Origin of the sequence: Nonomuraea sp. NPDC049709 (assembly GCF_040674815.1) — a bacterium.
GTDB lineage: Bacteria > Actinomycetota > Actinomycetes > Streptosporangiales > Streptosporangiaceae > Nonomuraea.
On sequence record NZ_JBFANM010000003.1, the window covers coordinates 211,681 to 227,285 of the forward strand.

Annotated in this window: 11 protein-coding genes; 4 read left to right on the plus strand and 7 right to left on the minus strand. The window is 71.6% G+C overall.

Annotated elements, in window-relative coordinates; translation table 11 throughout:
- Positions 1 to 19: 19 nt before the first annotated feature.
- On the minus strand, positions 20 to 1,513 hold the full coding sequence (locus AB0J69_RS04530) for a DUF885 family protein (protein ID WP_364112829.1): 1,494 nt from the start codon (positions 1,511 to 1,513) through the stop codon (positions 20 to 22).
- Between the two features lie 87 nt (positions 1,514 to 1,600).
- Here AB0J69_RS04530 and AB0J69_RS04535 point away from each other — a divergent pair, with 87 nt between their 5' ends.
- Positions 1,601 to 2,347: an N-acetyltransferase gene (locus AB0J69_RS04535; protein ID WP_364112831.1), complete on the plus strand. Its 747-nt coding sequence runs from the start codon at positions 1,601 to 1,603 to the stop codon at positions 2,345 to 2,347.
- Between the two features lie 87 nt (positions 2,348 to 2,434).
- Here AB0J69_RS04535 and AB0J69_RS04540 read toward each other — a convergent pair whose 3' ends face one another.
- The 4 genes from AB0J69_RS04540 to AB0J69_RS04555 all read right to left on the minus strand — a co-directional run bounded on the left by AB0J69_RS04540 (position 2,435) and on the right by AB0J69_RS04555 (position 7,465).
- Positions 2,435 to 3,421, minus strand: a complete 987-nt coding sequence (locus AB0J69_RS04540; RefSeq protein WP_364112833.1) for a pyridoxal-phosphate dependent enzyme — start codon at positions 3,419 to 3,421, stop codon at positions 2,435 to 2,437.
- 118 nt (positions 3,422 to 3,539) lie between these two features.
- A complete protein-coding gene (locus tag AB0J69_RS04545) occupies positions 3,540 to 4,280 on the minus strand; it encodes an MBL fold metallo-hydrolase (protein WP_364112835.1) in 741 nt (246 codons plus the stop codon).
- Between the two features lie 6 nt (positions 4,281 to 4,286).
- Entirely contained in the window at positions 4,287 to 5,963 is a 1,677-nt protein-coding gene (locus tag AB0J69_RS04550; protein WP_364112837.1) for a GMC family oxidoreductase, read from the minus strand.
- Positions 5,960 to 7,465, minus strand: coding sequence for a succinic semialdehyde dehydrogenase (locus AB0J69_RS04555; protein WP_364112839.1), 1,506 nt, complete (start codon positions 7,463 to 7,465; stop codon positions 5,960 to 5,962). Before AB0J69_RS04555 ends, AB0J69_RS04550 begins: the two co-directional genes overlap by 4 nt.
- A 73-nt stretch (positions 7,466 to 7,538) precedes the next feature.
- On the opposite strand from AB0J69_RS04555, the gene AB0J69_RS04560 reads away from it, so the two are divergent.
- From AB0J69_RS04560 to AB0J69_RS04570, 3 genes are all read left to right on the plus strand, one after another.
- Positions 7,539 to 9,770 (plus strand): protein kinase, encoded by a 2,232-nt coding sequence (locus AB0J69_RS04560; RefSeq protein ID WP_364112841.1) that lies wholly within the window; start codon positions 7,539 to 7,541, stop codon positions 9,768 to 9,770.
- A 32-nt stretch (positions 9,771 to 9,802) separates the two neighbouring features.
- Complete coding sequence (locus AB0J69_RS04565) at positions 9,803 to 11,833, plus strand: beta-propeller domain-containing protein (protein WP_364112843.1); 2,031 nt, start codon at positions 9,803 to 9,805, stop codon at positions 11,831 to 11,833.
- A gap of 158 nt (positions 11,834 to 11,991) precedes the next feature.
- A complete protein-coding gene (locus AB0J69_RS04570; protein WP_364112845.1) occupies positions 11,992 to 13,236 on the plus strand; it encodes a S8 family peptidase in 1,245 nt (414 codons plus the stop codon).
- A gap of 70 nt (positions 13,237 to 13,306) precedes the next feature.
- Here the strand turns inward: AB0J69_RS04570 and AB0J69_RS04575 are convergent, their stop codons facing one another.
- Both AB0J69_RS04575 and AB0J69_RS04580 read right to left on the minus strand, forming a co-directional pair.
- Positions 13,307 to 13,783 (minus strand): DUF664 domain-containing protein, encoded by a 477-nt coding sequence (locus tag AB0J69_RS04575; protein ID WP_364112847.1) that lies wholly within the window; start codon positions 13,781 to 13,783, stop codon positions 13,307 to 13,309.
- Positions 13,780 to 15,516: a glycerol-3-phosphate dehydrogenase/oxidase gene (locus tag AB0J69_RS04580; RefSeq protein ID WP_364112849.1), complete on the minus strand. Its 1,737-nt coding sequence runs from the start codon at positions 15,514 to 15,516 to the stop codon at positions 13,780 to 13,782. Before AB0J69_RS04580 ends, AB0J69_RS04575 begins: the two co-directional genes overlap by 4 nt.
- Positions 15,517 to 15,605 lie beyond the last annotated feature (89 nt).

Genomic DNA, 15,605 nt, shown 5'->3' on the forward strand with positions numbered 1-15,605 from the left:
TCCCGATCAGCCCGAGACGCTACAGGATGGCGTCGATCAGGCCCAGGGGCGGCGAGCCGAGATCGAGCAGGGCCTTGTGGAAGCGCTGCAGGGTGAATCCGGCGCCCCACTCCTTGCGGGCCCGCTCGCGAAGGTCCAGGATGAGCAGCTTGCCCCAGGTGTACCGCCCGTATGTCGGGTCGAACGACGCCCGCCGTGCCTCCGACAGCGCCGCCGGCCCCGTAAGGTGCGTGTCGGACTCGAAGCGCCGGGCACCGTCCTCGACCGTCATCTGGCCGGTGTGCACGCCGATCGCGCAGGCCAGCCGGGTGACGCGGATCAGCGCCTCCACCCACACGCCGATCTCGAAGCGCGGGTCGCCGGCCTCGAAGCCCTCCTCGACGCACAGCTCCTCGGCGTAGTGGGCCCAGCCCTCGACGAACGCCATCGACTGCAGCTGCCTGCGCACGTCGGACGGCGCCCGCCGCAGCGCCCTGGCGTGCGAGAAGTGCCCGGGCGCGACCTCGTGCACGTTGATCGCCGGCAGCGTCGTACGGCTGAAGACCTCCAGCCATTCCTCCTGGTCCTGCTCGGGCCAGGTGGGCTCGGGCGGCGTGATGTAGTACCACGAGGGGCCGTCGGGCTCGCCCGGCGAGTTCCACGCCATCATGGCCATCGCCCAGCGGCGCGACTCCGGCGCCGGCCCGACCAGGCACTCGCCGTCGTGGTAGGGCACGAGATCCTTCTCGCGGGTGAACGCGATGGCCTTCTCCGTTCCGATCCGCGCGGCCTCGATGACGCCGTCGGCGTCGGGGTGGTCCTTGACCAGCTCCCGTACGACGTCGAGCGGCGCCCTGCCGGTCTCCCCCAGCTTGGCGCAGGAGTCGGCGAGCAGCGCCATCAGCCGGTCGCGCTCGGCGTCGGCCCGCTCCGCCAGCCTGCCGAGGTCGACCGGCAGCCCTTCGGCGGTGCCCATGAGCCTGGCCAGCGCCTCGCCGCCGAGCGCCGCGTCGGGGTCGCCCTCGGCCGCGGCCCGCTCGACGTGGGCGACGAGCCCGCCGTGCGCCCGGAGCGCGGCCTCGTCCGTGACGCCCGCCGCCAGGCCCTTGGTGGCGCCGAGCAGGGACGTCGCGACGGGTGCCGGCACCTGGTCGAGCGAGGCGATCGCGTGGTCCACGGCCTCGGGCCAGAGCGCGAGGTGGGCCGCCTTGGCCGCGGCGCGCTCCTCCTCGGGGCCGTAGTCGCGGTCGTAGCAGGCCAGGTCGAGGTTGGAAAGGTGGATCAACGGGTTCTTGCGGTGCAGCTCCAGCTCGCCGAGCTGGGTACGCAGACTCTCCTCGAACACCTGTAGGTGCCTGGCGTCGTGCGCGTCCTCCGGCGCGGCGCCCTGGCCGAGACGGGCCAGCCCGGTCCGTACGCCGTCGGGCGACAGGTCCTGGATCTGGCCGTCGTACTCGTGCCTGCCGCCGCCCTCGCGCGCCTCGGCCACGAACAGGTCGGTGATGGCTCGCAGCCTGGCGTCAAGTTCACTCATGCCGCCGACGCTAGCGCACAGCTCTTATGGGCTTAAGTACCAATAAATGGGGCGCATTGGGGTCTTCCCCGGTGCAGGATGAGCCGCATGGCCTTGCAGATCACCACGCTCGCCGAGCGTCCCGAGTTCGCGTCGTCGTTGTGGGACATGGACCACACGTGGCGGGAGTTCATGATGCACGACCCGCTCGCTGACCTGTACTACGCGTGGATCACGACGTCCTACCAGGAGTACGTGCTCGTGGCCGACGACGACGCCGAGCCCGGCCGGCTGGTGGCGCGGGGCTGCATGATCCCCTATCCGTCGGACGGGACCGCCGGGCTGCCCGACGACGGCTGGGACGGCGTGATCAGGGCCGGCTGGCTGGCCCGCGAGCGCGGCCGGCCGGCCGACGCCGTCTCCGCACTGGAGATCACCATCCGGCGCGACCAGCTGGGCAAGGGCCTGTCGGCCCTGATGGTGGCGGCGATGCGCGACTGTGCCGCCCGCCACGGGCACCGCGAGCTCGTCGCACCGGTACGCCCCAGCGCCAAGCACCTCGAACCGCACACCCCCATGTCCGAGTACGCCTTCAGGACCCGTCCCGACGGCCTGCCCCACGACCCCTGGCTGCGCGTGCACGTGCGGGCGGGCGCGAAGATCGTCAAGGTGGCGCCGCGGTCCATGGTGGTGCCGGGCACGCTCGACGAGTGGCGCACCTGGACGGGCCTGCCGTTCGACCGCACGGGACCGGTCGAGGTGCCGGGGGCGCTGAGCCCGGTGCACTGCGACGTGGAGCACGACCACGCCGTCTACGTGGAGCCCAACGTCTGGGTCACCCACCCGCTGACCTGACCGGCTCGAACCGGTTCGAACCGGCCGCCCGCCGATGACGGCGGACGGCCGAAGCCGGCCGCCCGCCGGTGGCCTCTCCGGACCAGGTCAGCCTCCCGCCGGGCTGACCAGCCGCCGCAGCTTCTCCTCGTGCTGCGCGACATCCAGCCCTCGCTCGGCGGCCCACGCATCGTCGTGGCAGGTCGCCAAATGCCGCTCGGCCGCGTCGCCGATCAGCGACACCACGGTGCCGCTCTCCCCTCTGGCCCGCATGCGGTCGATCAGCTCCAGCGCCGCCCAGAGCGCGGTGCCCGACGAGCCGCCCACCGGCAGCCCCGTGACCTCCCTGATGTGCCTGGCCGCCGCCACGCCGGCCGCGTCGGGGACGGGGATGACCAGGTCGACGAGGTCGGGCCGGAACCCCGGCTCCATGCGCGGGCGCCCGATGCCCTCGATCCGCGACGGCATGCCGGTGGCGTAGTCGGGCACGTCGAGGGTCCAGCCCGGGAAATAGGCCGAATTTTCGGGATCCGCGACCGCGACCCGGCAGCTCCCGCCGTGGGCCCGGACCCAGCCGCCCAGCGTGGCCGACGTCGCGCCGGTGCTCGCGCCCGTCACCACCCAGTCGGGCCGCACCTGCCCGAACAGCTCCGCCGCCAGATCGTGCTCGGCCGCCCGCCCGAACTGGTCGAGGAAATGACCCTCGATCTCCCGCGCCGCGTCGTAGATGGCCGGCGGCGGCGTCACGAACCGGCACTCGCCGCCCAGCTCCTCCACCGGCCGGGCCCGCGCCCGGCTGTGCTCGCCCGGCATGACCACGATGTACGGCAACCCCAGCCGCCGCGCGAACCACGCCTGCGCCACGGCCGCGTTGCCGCCCGTCGCCTCCACCACGGTCGTGCCCGCGCCGACCAGCCCGTCGAGAACGGCCCGGCGGAACAGCGCCCTGGCGTGCCGGTGGCGCAGGCTGCCGGTCGGGTGCGCGGACTCGTCCTTCAGCAGCAGCCTGATCCCCGGCGCCCGCACGGGGAAGTCGATCAGCGGGGTGGGCTCCCCCGCCGCCAGCACGTCCAGGGCTCGCGCGTTCCAGCTCACGATCCCACCTTGTCAGGCGGGAACCGGGAAAACCGTCCCCGTTCGCCAGGAGCCGATCACGAGCCGATCAGCAGCCGGTCAGGAGAGCTCCGGGCGCTCGCCCGGCCCCGGCCGCCGGTCAGCCAAGTTCGGTGCGCTCCCCCGGCGCCAGCAGCCGCAGCCGGTCGCCGTACCCCTCGAACGCCTTCTCCAGCGTCTCCCTGCCCTGCGTGAAGTGCGCCCAGTGCTCGAAGTGCAGCGGCACCACGTGACGAGCCCCGAGGATCTCGGCCGCCGTGACCGCGTCCGCGCTGGTCAGCGTCAGGTAGCCGTCGATCAGCGGTGTCCGGGCCCCGCCCGCGAACAGCACCGCCACGTCCACCGGCCCGACCCGCCCGGCCACGGCGCGTACGACGTCGAGCGAGGCGTTGTCGCCGCTCACGTACACGGTCGGCAGCCCCTCGCCCGCCAGCACGAACCCGGTCACCTCCCCCACCAGGTGCTCGGTCCCGTCGGGCCCGTGCTGCGCCGGCACGCCGGTCACCCGCACGCCCCCGACCTCGACGGACGTCCAGTTCGGCAGGGCCCGCACGGGCTCGCCGAGCCGCTCGGCCGCCGCGCCGGTCGAGAGCACCAGCGGCGCGGAGGCCAGGTAGGCCCGCCCCGACCGGTCCAGATTGTCCGGATGCTGATCGTGCGACAGCAGCACGGCGTCCACCGGCCCCACCTCATCGGCCCCGAACGCGGACGCCGCCGTCTTCCGCAGTGCTCTGTTCCCGATCGGATAGTCGCCCGCCGCGTCGAACGTCGGGTCGGTCAGCAGCCGCACTCCGCCGATCTCCAGGACCGCCGTGGGCCCTCCGGCGTAACGAATCTCCATGTCAGCTCACGACATCCCGGGACGAGCGGTTATTCCATGAGGCAACGCGCCGGGAGCGCCGGACGGTACGGCGGGACGGCGCGGCGGGACGGGCGCGACCCGCACGTACGGCGACCCGGTGGCCGGGCGCGGATCCGGTTCACCGGCGTTCGGCCAGAACGACATGGCCCGCTCGGCCTGGGCGGTGATGGTCAGCGAGGGGTTGACGCCCAGGTTCGCGGAAACGGCCGAGCCGTCCACGACGTGCAGCCCGTCGTGCCCGTACACGCGGTGGTAGGCGTCGATCACCCCGGTCTCCGGCGAGTCCCCGATGGCGCAGCCGCCGAGGAAGTGGGCCGTCGTCGGGATGTCGAACAGGTCCAGCCACGTCCCTCCGGCCACCCCGCCGATCTCCTCCGCCGCGTGCCGCACCGCGTCGTGACCGGCGGGGATCCAGGTGGGGTTGGGCTCGCCGTGGCCGCGCGCGGAGCGCAGGCCCCACCGGGTGCGGCGGACGGTGATCGAGTTGTCCTTGGCCTGCATGACCAGCGCGATCAGCGTCCGCTCCGACCAGTGGCGCAGGTTCAGCAGCCGCAGGGCCCGCAGCGGCTGCCGGGTCACCTCGCGGGCGAACGCGCGCAGGCGCGGCCGCCCGCCGTCCACGAGCAGGGTGCGGAGCAGGCCCATGGCGTTGGAGCCGTCGCCGTAGCGGACGGGTTCGATGTGGGTCTCGGGGTCGGGATGGATGGAGGAGGTGATGGCCACGCCGCCGTTGAGCTTCTCGCCGGCGACGGCGGTGCGCTCGAAGCCGAGCAGCGCCTCGGAGTTGGTCCTGGTCAGCGCGCCGAGCCTGGCCGACAGGCGGGGCAGCGTCCCGTCGGCGCGCAGCTTGTGCAACAGCCGCTGGGTGCCGTACGTGCCGGCCGCGAAGACCACCTGGCCTGCCAGGAACGTACGACGCGAGCGCACCGACCCGGTCCTGCGCGCGAGCACCTCGTAACCCCCGGACGGCAGGGGCCGCACGGAGGTGACCGTGCACTCGGGATAGACCCGGGCGCCGGCCCGCTCCGCGAGGTACAGGTAGTTCTCGGTCAGCATGTTCTTGGCGCCGTGGCGGCAGCCCGTCATGCACTCGCCGCATTCGAGGCACCCGCGGCGCGCCGGTCCGGCACCGCCGAAGTACGGATCGACGCCGTCCTCGCCGAAGTAGACGCCCACGGGCGCGAGGCGGAAGGTGTCCGGCACCCCCATCTTCGCCGCGACCCTGCTCATGATCTCGTCGGCCCGGGTGAAGGTGGGGTTCACGACCGCGCCCAGCATGCGCTTGGCCTGGTCGTAGTGGGGGGCCAACTCCGCCTTCCAGTCGGTGATGGCGGCCCACTGGGGGTCGTCGAAGAACGGGGCGAGCGGCTCGTACAGCGTGTTGGCGTACACGAGGGAGCCGCCGCCGACCCCGGCGCCCGCCAGCACCATGACGCCGGTGCCGCGCTCGCCGCGCAGCACGTGGATGCGCTGGATGCCCTTCAGCCCCAGCCACGGCGCCCACAGGAAGTCGCGCACGTGCCAGGAGGTGGCCGGCAGCGTGGCGGCGTCGAAGCGGCGGCCCGCCTCCAGCACGCCGACCTTGTAGCCCTTCTCGCTCAGCCTGAGCGCCGCGACGCTGCCGCCGAAGCCCGACCCGATGACGATCACGTCGAAGCTCATTTGAGCCGGAGCCTCCGCATCGCCTTGAGCGTGCCCGCCAGGGTGCCGGCCCACTTCTCGTACGGCATCCCGAACGGCGGCTCGAACCCCAGCCACCCCGCCTGCGAGGCCACGGCCTTGACCTCGGTGTAGCGCAGCAGCCCCTCGACGCCGTGCCTGCGGCCCAGCCCGGACGCCTTCATGCCGCCCATGGGGGCGTCGTAGGAGGCGTAGGCGGAGGCGTACCCCTCGTTGATGTTGACCGTGCCGGCCCGGACCCGGGCGGCCAGGCGGCGGGCGCGCGGCAGGCTGGCGGACCAGATGGAGGCGTTCAGGCCGTAGACGGTGTCGTTGGCCAGCTCGACCGCCTCGTCGTCGGTGGCGAACGGGTAGAGCGCCACCACGGGGCCGAACGTCTCGTTGCGGCACAGCTCCATGTCCTCGCCGACGCCCGTGAGCACGGTCGGCTCGTAGAACAGCGGCCCGAGGTCGGGCCTGGTCCGGCCGCCGGTCAGCAGCGTCGCGCCCTTGGCCACGGCGTCGTCCACGTGCGCGCTGACCGCGTCGAGCTGGCGGCGCGAGGTGAGCGAGCCCATCTGCACCGACCAGTCGTGCCCGGCGCCGAGCTTGAGTGCCCTGACCTGCGCGACGAAGCGCTCGGCGAAGGCGTCGAACACGGACGCGTGCACGTACAGGCGCTCGATCGACAGGCAGAGCTGGCCGGCGTTGGTGAAGCAGGCGCGGACGGCCCCCTGGACGGCCACGTCCAGGTCCGCGTCGTCGAGCACCACCATCGGGTTCTTGCCGCCGAGCTCCAGCGAGCAGCCGATGAGCCGCTTGGCCGCCTCCTCGGCGATCTTCCTGCCGCCCCGGGTGGACCCCGTGAAGCCCACGTAGTCGGCGTGGTCGAGCAGCGCGTCGCCGATCTCGGCCGGCTCGCCCAGCACGACCTGCCAGATCTCCCGCGGCATGCCCAGCTCCGCGAGCAGGTCGATGGTCCACAGCGTGGACAGCGCGGTCTGGGTGTCCGGCTTGTGGACGATCGCGTTGCCGGCCAGCAGCGCGGGCACCGCGTCGGTGACGCCCAGCGCGAGCGGGTAGTTCCACGGGGTGATCAGCGCGACCACGCCCTTGGGCCGGCGCAGCTCCGTCACGCGGGTGGCGCCGGGGAAGACGCCCTTGCGGGCGCGCGGAGCGAGCAGGCGGGGGGCGCGGCGGGCGTAGTAGAGGCTGCAGCCCGCGACGTCGAGCACCTCCTCGAAGGCGTGCTTGCGGGCCTTGCCGGTCTCGTTCTGGACGATGTCGAGGATCTCGTCCCTGCGGTCGAGGATCGCGTCGTGCAGCAGCAAGAAGGGTTCCGCCCGCGCGGCCGCGGATTTCCCGGCCCATTCGACCTGGGCGGCCCTGGCCTTCTCGTACGCCGTACGCACGTCGTCGGCGTCTGATATGGGCAGCTCAGCGAGGGTTTCCCCGGTAAACGGGGCAATGATGGGCCGTGTCCTGCCACTGGACGTCACCTGCATGCCAGAAGGATATTCCGTGGTACTACCCGCGGGTAGTTTTTGCGGATCCGTTGCATAGCGACAGAATCCCTTCATGGCAACCTTCGCTCCGCTCCGACCCGGAGATCCACAACGGCTGGGGGGCCTGGATCTCCTCGGCCGGCTCGGCGAGGGCGGTCAGGGCGTCGTCTACCTCGCCAAAGACCCCTCGGGCAGCAACGTGGCCGTCAAGTGGCTGCGGCCGGACCTGTCGGGCGACCAGGTGAGCGTGGAGCGATTCCTGCGCGAGGTCCAGGTGGCCCAGCAGGTGGCGCCGTTCTGCACCGCCGCGGTCCTGGGCACGGGCGTCGAGCAGGACCGGCCGTTCATCGTCAGCGAGTTCATCGAGGGGCCTTCGTTACAGCGGGTCGTGCAGGAGGAGGGGCCGCGCACGGGCTCGGTCCTGCACCGGCTGGCCATCGGCACGGCCACCGCGCTGGCCGCCATCCACCAGGCCGGGATCGTGCACCGCGACTTCAAGCCGGCCAACGTGATCATCGGGGCCGACGGGCCGCGGGTGATCGACTTCGGCATCGCGCGGGCCCTGAACGCCACCTCCACGATCAGCAGCATGGTCGTGGGCACTCCGTCGTACATGCCGCCCGAGCAGATCATGGGGCACACCGTCGGCCCGGCCGCCGACATGTTCTCCTGGGCCAGCGCGATGATCTTCGCCGCCTCCGGGCGGGCGCCGTTCGGCAGCGACACGATGCCCGCGGTGATCAACCGGGTGCTCAACCAGCAGCCCGACCTGGGCGCGCTGGAGGAGGGCCCGCTGCGCGACGTGGTGGTGGCCTGCCTGGCCAAGGACCCGGCCCAGCGGCCCACCGCCGAGCAGGTGATCATGCGGCTGCTGCAGCAGCCGGCAGCGAACTCCGGCATGCTCGCGCAGGCCGCGGCGGAAGCGGCCCCCGCGCCGCCCTACCCGCCCGCTCCCAACCAGTACGGTCCCGCGTCCAATCCGCAGAGCCCGCCGTTCGGTCCCCCGTCCGGGCCGATGTCCGGCCCCGTTCCCTACGAGGGCCCCGTCCCGCAGGCGGCGCACCATCCCCAGGGGCAACCGCATCCCCGGGTCCCGTGGCAGCAACAGCCCACCCTGCCGCCCTACGGGCAGCAGGGCCCCTACCCCAACCCGCCACGCAGGAGCGGCAAGGGCCCGCTGATCGCCGGCATCGCGATCGCGGTCGCGCTGCTGGTGCTCGCCGGCGTGGTCGTGGTCATCCAGATCGACAAGACGTCGGTGGCGGGCCCGATCGGCGCCACGCCCGGACGGTCGAGGGCCACGGGCGGGTCCAGCCCCTCCGACACGTCCAACCCGTCCGCCGCCGACCCGTCCGCCACGGCAAGCCCGTCGGTCACGCAGGCGGCGGTGCCGCGCACCGGCACCAAACGGGCGCTGCCCGGCGAGACGGTCTCCCTCTACGAGAACCCGGCCGACAACATCGTCCTGACCTCCTACGAGGTCTTCGACAAGAAGAAGGACGACTGGATCGACTACGCGCGAAACTCGTTGCGCGGCACGTTCACGAAATACCAGCAGAACTGGGAGTCGATGGTCTCCCCCGACGGCCGCTACCTGGCCGGCCGGGGCAGGAGCTACAGCTCCGACGACTTCGACTTCATCGTCATCACCGACCGGCAGACGGGCGAGCGCTCCACGGTCAAGACGGTCAAGGAGCCGCTGATCAGCAGCATCCGGGCCTGGTCGAAGGACGGCTCCAAGATCCTGCTCAACACCGAGAAGAAGAGCGGCGACAAGTGGCTCTATCTCGGCTTCGTCATCGTGGACGTGGCCACGAACAAGGCCACCGTGGTCAACGTCAACGACACCTCCATCCGCGCCACCGCCTTCGGCTTCGACGGCGACGACGAGGGCGTGGTCAACGTCTACGGCGACGAGAAGAACCAGGGCCTGCGCTTCTTCAACCTCCAGGGCAAGGCCACCCGCTCGCTGCCGGGCATCGGCACGATGTCCGCCGGCACCCAGGACATCTTCTCGCCCTCGGGCAAGCTGTTCGTCACGAACTGCCCCAACGGCGGTGACGGCGACCACTGCGTCTGGGACTCCACCTCGGGCGAGCGGGTGCGCAAGTTCTACTCCGAGTGCGACAAGGTCCTCGGCTTCTACGACGAGAGCCACCTCTACTGCTGGGAGCAGGACAACAACGACAAGGACGAGATCCAGGTCATCGACTTCCAGGGCAACCTGCTGCGCAAGATGCTGGACGTGCCCGACGACGTCGACTTCAGCCCCGCCTTCACCTTCAGGCCGGCCGCCGGCTCCTGAACCATCCCGCCCGCCCAGCCGTGATGGAGGGCATGAACACGCTGATCCGTACGGCCGTGACCGCCGCGGCACTCGCGGCGGTCACGACCGCCTGCACCGCTTCGACGGGAGGGACCCCGAACCCGCCGCCCCCGAAGGTGAGCCTCGGCGCCGTCCGCCTGGTGGCCTACAGCAGCTGCGACGACCTGCTGGCCGGCCTGCGCGAGAAGGCCGCCGCGAACGTCACCCCGTACGGCTTCGGCAACGTCATGCCCTTCGCCGCCATTGAGGACACCGCGGCGAACGTTCCCCAGGGCAAGGGCAGGGCTGCCACGCCCGAGCACTCCACGACGAACGTGCACGAGGCCGGCGTGGACGAGCCCGACCTGGTCAAGACCGACGGCAACCGGATCATCACGGTCGCGGACGGCACGCTGCGGATCATCGACACGGCGACCAGGAAGGTCACCTCGTCGCTCAAGCTGACCGAGGGTGACAACGCCGGTCCGGGCGTACCCGCCGACCTGCTGGTCTCGGGCGACCGGGCGCTGGTGCTCATGCGCGGCGGCGACATCATGTACAAGTCGTTCGCCCCGCAGGCCGACACCCGCTACGTGGTGGTCGATCTGGCGGGCGAGCCGAAGGTCCTGAGCACGATCAGGCCGCAGGGCTCGTACGTGGACGCCCGGATGATCGGCTCCACGGTCCGCCTGGTCACCCGCAGCCAGCCGGACATCGCCTTCCCCGAGCCCCAGGGCGAGACCACCGAGGCCCAGCGGCTCAAGGACAACCAGGACACGGTACGCCGGGCACCGGCGGAGGCCTGGCTGCCCAAGATCGAGATCACCGACGCGTCGGGCGCCGTCAAGAGGGACACGGTCAAGTGCGAGCGGGTCAGCCACCCCGCCGACTACACCGGCACCTCGATGCTGACCGTGCACACCATCGACCTGGCGCAGGGCGTCACCGCGGCCGGCACCGACCCGATCAGCCTGGCCGCCGACGGCGACGTGGTCTACGGCACCGGCCAGAGCCTGTACGTGGCCAGCAACCCGCGCTGGTGGATGCCGGTGGTGCGCCCGCTCCCGGTCGACGAGCCCCCGGCCACCACCACGTCCGACGGCGTGGCCCCGGCCGAGGAGCCCACCCCCGGCGAGCCGAGCGTGTCCGCACCCCCGGGGTCGAGCACGGAGTCGAGCACGGTGCCCAGCCCGGCGCCCAGCCCGGTGCCCACGCCGACGATCCCGCCGGAGGAGACGGAGGTGCACCGGTTCGACATCACCTCGCCCGGCGCGCCCGCGTACGTGGCCTCGGGCAAGGTCCCGGGACGCCTGCTCAACCAGTACTCCCTGTCCGAGCACGAGGGTCACCTGCGCCTGGCCACCACCCTCAGCTCCGCCGACGGCAGGACCAGCTCCAGCGCCGTCTACGTGCTCAAGGCCGACACCTTGGCCAAGGTGGGCGAGGTCGGGGGCCTGGGTGAGGGCGAGCGCATCTACTCGGTCAGGTTCATCGGCGCGGTGGGCTACTGCGTCACGTTCCGGCAGGTGGACCCGCTCTACACGCTCGACCTCCGTGACCCGGCGGCGCCGAAGGTGACGGGCGAGCTGAAGATCACCGGCTACTCGGCGTACCTGCACCCCGGCTCCGAGGGCCGCCTGATCGGCATCGGCCAGGAGGCCAGCGAGAAGGGCAGGACGCTGGGCACGCAGGTCTCGCTGTTCGACGTCAGCGACCCGGCCGCCCCGCGCCGGGTGTCGCAGTACTTCCAGAAGGACTCGGGTTCCGGGGCCGAGTGGGACCCGCACGCGTTCCTGTACTGGCCGAAGACCGGCCTGTCGGTGATCCCGCTGAACAAGCAGAACGAGTCGGGCGCCCTCGTGCTCAGGATCGACGACTCCGGGGTCAAGGAGCTCGGCATGATCAAGCATCCGGCGCAGCGTCAGGACGGCCGGTACGCGTACGATCCGGGCATCCAGCGTTCGATGATCATCGGCGACTCGGTCTGGACGGTCTCGTACGAGGGAGTCCAGGTCAACGACGCGGCGACGCTCGCCTCACAAGCGTGGATCCCACTCCGTTAAGCAACCAAAGAGTGCCGGTTCGTAGCGAACCGGCACTCTTTTTATGGACTTATCCCGACAAATGGTGAAAGCTTTACTAACACTGTCATGTCGGATCGGGTGGATCCTGTCATAGCGGGGCGCTCCCGGTCCACGACCGAGAAAGGGCCCACGCTGCCATGCGATCACGCACCCCCCTGCTCGCATTGCTCGTCAGCGCGCTGGCGTTACTCGCGGCGCCGTTACCCGTCTCAGCAGCCGCCCCTGAGGGCACCTACATCGTCCAGCTCAACCCGTCGATGCGCGCGCCGCGCGGAGCCGCCGAGAGCCAGGTGGCCCAGCACGGCGGGCAGCTCGTCGGCGTGTACGAGCACGCCTTCAAGGGCTACACCGCCCGGCTGAGCGCGACCGCCGCCGAGCAGCTCAAGCGGAACCCCAACGTGCTCAGCGTGGAGCCCGACGCCGAGGTCACCGCGTTCGTCCAGACCGTCCCCACGGGCGTACGCCGGATCTTCGGCCCCAGCAATCCCAACCTGGACATCGACGGCACCGACGACGTACGCATCGACGTGGACGTCGCCGTGGTCGACAGCGGCGTGGACAACACCCACCCCGACCTGAACGTGGTCGCCCGCGCCAACTGCCAGACCGGCGCCTGCGTCAACAACTCGGGCACGGACGACAACGGCCACGGCACGCACGTCGCGGGCACCGTCGGCGCCATCGACAACACCGTCGGCCCGGTGGGCGTCGCACCCGGCGCCCGCATCCACGGCGTGAAGGTCCTCAACGCGGCCGGTTCCGGCACCCTGTCCGGCATCGCCGCGGGCATCAACTGGGTGGTGGCGCGCGCGTCCACCATCGAGGTCATCAACCTGAGCCTGGGCTGCAACGGCTGCACCAGCAGCGCGATCAGCACGGCGATCACGAACGCGGTCAACGCCGGCATCGTGGTCGTGGTGGCCGCGGGCAACAGCCACACGAACACCTCCTCGTTCTTCCCGGCCAACCACCCTGACGTGGTCACCGTCTCCGCGCTGACCGACAACGACGGTTTGGCCGGCGGAGCCGGGGGCAGCACGCTGTCGTGCCGCAGCGAAACCGACCAGGACGACACCTCGGCGTTCTACTCCAACTACGGCTCCACCGTGGAGATCACCGCGCCGGGCACCTGCATCTACTCGACCTGGCGGGGCGGCGGCTACAGCACGATCAGCGGCACGTCGATGGCCAGCCCGCACGTGGCCGGCGCGGCCGGGCTGCTCACCTCGGGCGCCAACAAGCCGACGACGCGGGCGGGCGCGCTGGCGGTGCGCAGCACGCTGATCTCCACCGGCAACTCCGACTGGACCGACGACTCGGGCGACGGCGTCAAGGAGCCGCTGCTCGACGTGCACGACGCCACGCGCTACCCGCCGTCGTGACCTTCGTGAGGTAGAGAACCATCCTGGAACGGGCGGTCCGCGGACCCCGCAGCGCCGCGGGCCGCCCCTCCTAATCGGCCAGCTCGCGCGCGACGTCGAGATGGCCGGCGTGCCGCATGTACTCCTCCAGCACGTGGAACATGATCCAGCCCAGCGTCGGCGGCTCGTGCGGCGGCTGGAACCTGCCGATCCGCGAGGCCACCTCGGACAGGCTCGCCCGCGCCACCACCTGCCTGGACCGCTCGCACTGCGCCAGGTAGAGCTTCCTGATCTCCTCGTAGGACTCGCTCGCGACCAGCCCGCCCTCGGCGTCGCGATCGCCCTGGGGATCCTCGATCGGCTCGCCCGCGAAGTCCCACACGAACCAGCGCCGCTCCATGTACGCCAGATGCTTGAGCATCGCCAGCGGCGTCCACCCGGAGGGCACCCGGCTCACCTCGGGCTCGGGAAACCCGTCGAGCACCCGCAGCACCTCGGCCCGGTAGTGGTCGAGATATCCCGACAACAACTCCCTGGGGTCGGACAACTGGCGGGACGGCTCGCTCATGAATGCTCCGGTGCGACGACGGGGACGATCTCGGGCGCGCCGAGCCTGATCGCGTCCGCCTCCTGGTCGGAGTCCTGCTCCTGCGAGCGGCGTTCGGACTCCACGCGCTTCGAGTAGTATTCCACCTCCCTCTTCACCTGCTCGCCGTCCCAGTCGAGCGGCTTGGCCATCAGCTCGGCCGCCTCCTGCGCCACCGCCATCCCGCGGTGGAAGGTCTCGATGGAGATGCGCGTGCGCCGGGTGAGCACGTCGTTGAGGTGCCGGGCGCCCTCATGGGTGGCGGCGTAGACGATCTCGGCCCGCAGATAGTCGTCGGCCCCCGTCAGCGGCCGGCCCAGCGACGGGTCGCGCTCGATCAGCTCCAGCACCTCGTCGATCAGCGAGCCGTAGCGCTGGAGCAGGTGCTCGATCCTGGCCACGTGCAGGCCGGAGGTCTGGGCGATGCGCCCTCGGGAGTTCCACAGCGCCTGGTAGCCCTCGGCGCCCACGAGCGGGATGCGGTCGGTGCACGAGCGCGGCACCCGCTGGTCGAGCCCGTGCGCCACGGCGTCCACCGCGTCCTGCGCCATGACCCGGTAGGTCGTGTACTTCCCCCCGGCGATCATCACCAGCCCCGGCACGGGATGCGCCACCACGTGCTCCCTGGACAGCTTGGAGGTCTCGTCGGACTCGCCCGACAGCAGCGGCCGCAGCCCGGCGTAGACGCCCTCGACGTCGTCGCGGGTCAGCGGCACGGACAGGACCGCGTTGACGTGGTCGAGCAGGTAGTCGATGTCCGTGCGGGAGGCGGCCGGGTGGCTCTTGTCGAGTGTCCACTCCGTGTCGGTGGTGCCGATGATCCAGTGGCGGCCCCAGGGGATCACGAAGAGCACCGACTTCTCGGTGCGCAGGATGATGCCGGTCAGCGAGTGGATCCGGTCTCTGGGCACGACGAGGTGGATGCCCTTGGAGGCGCGTACGTGGATCTGGCCCCGCCCTCCGACCAGCTCCTGGATGTCGTCGGTCCAGACCCCGGTCGCGTTGACCACCTGCTGGGCGCGTACTTCCAGCTCCTCGCCGCACTCCAGGTCGCGCACCCGCACGCCGGTGACCCGCTCGCCCTCCCGCAGGAACCCCACCACCTGCGCCCGCTGCGCGATGTGCGCGCCGTAGGTGGCCGCGGTGCGCAGCGTCGTCATGACATAGCGTGCGTCGTCCACCTGCGCGTCCCAGTATTGGACGGCGCCGGTGAAGGCCGACTTCTTCAGCGCGGGGGCCAGCCGCAGCGCCCGCGACCTGGACAGGTGCCGGTGGCCCGGCACGCCGCGGGTGAGCCCGGTCGCGAGGCCGAGCGTGTCGTAGAGCGCCACTCCCGCGCCGACGTAGGGCCGCTCCCAGGCGTAGTGGGTCAGCGGGAACAGGAACGGCACCGGCCTGACCAGGTGCGGCGCGATGCGCTGCAGCAGCAGGGCGCGCTCCTGCAGGGCCTCGCGGACCAGCTCGAAGTTGAGCTGCTCCAGGTAGCGCAGCCCGCCGTGGATCAGCTTGGACGAGCGCGAGGAGGTGCCGGAGGCGAAGTCACGCGCCTCGACCAGGGCCACGTCGAGCCCGCGCGTCACGGCGTCGAGCGCCACCCCCGCCCCCACGACGCCGCCCCCGACCACGACGACGTCGAGCTCCTGCGCCGCCATACGTTCCAGGGCCTCGGCCCGCTCCGCGGGCCCGAGCCGGGCCGCGCTCCTTCCCGACGCCATAACTCCCCCTGGGACGGCACTGTCGCCTGCGCTCCATTCCTACCCGCGCAGGACTCGACCTGTAACGCCGGAGTCGGTCAGAGACCGGC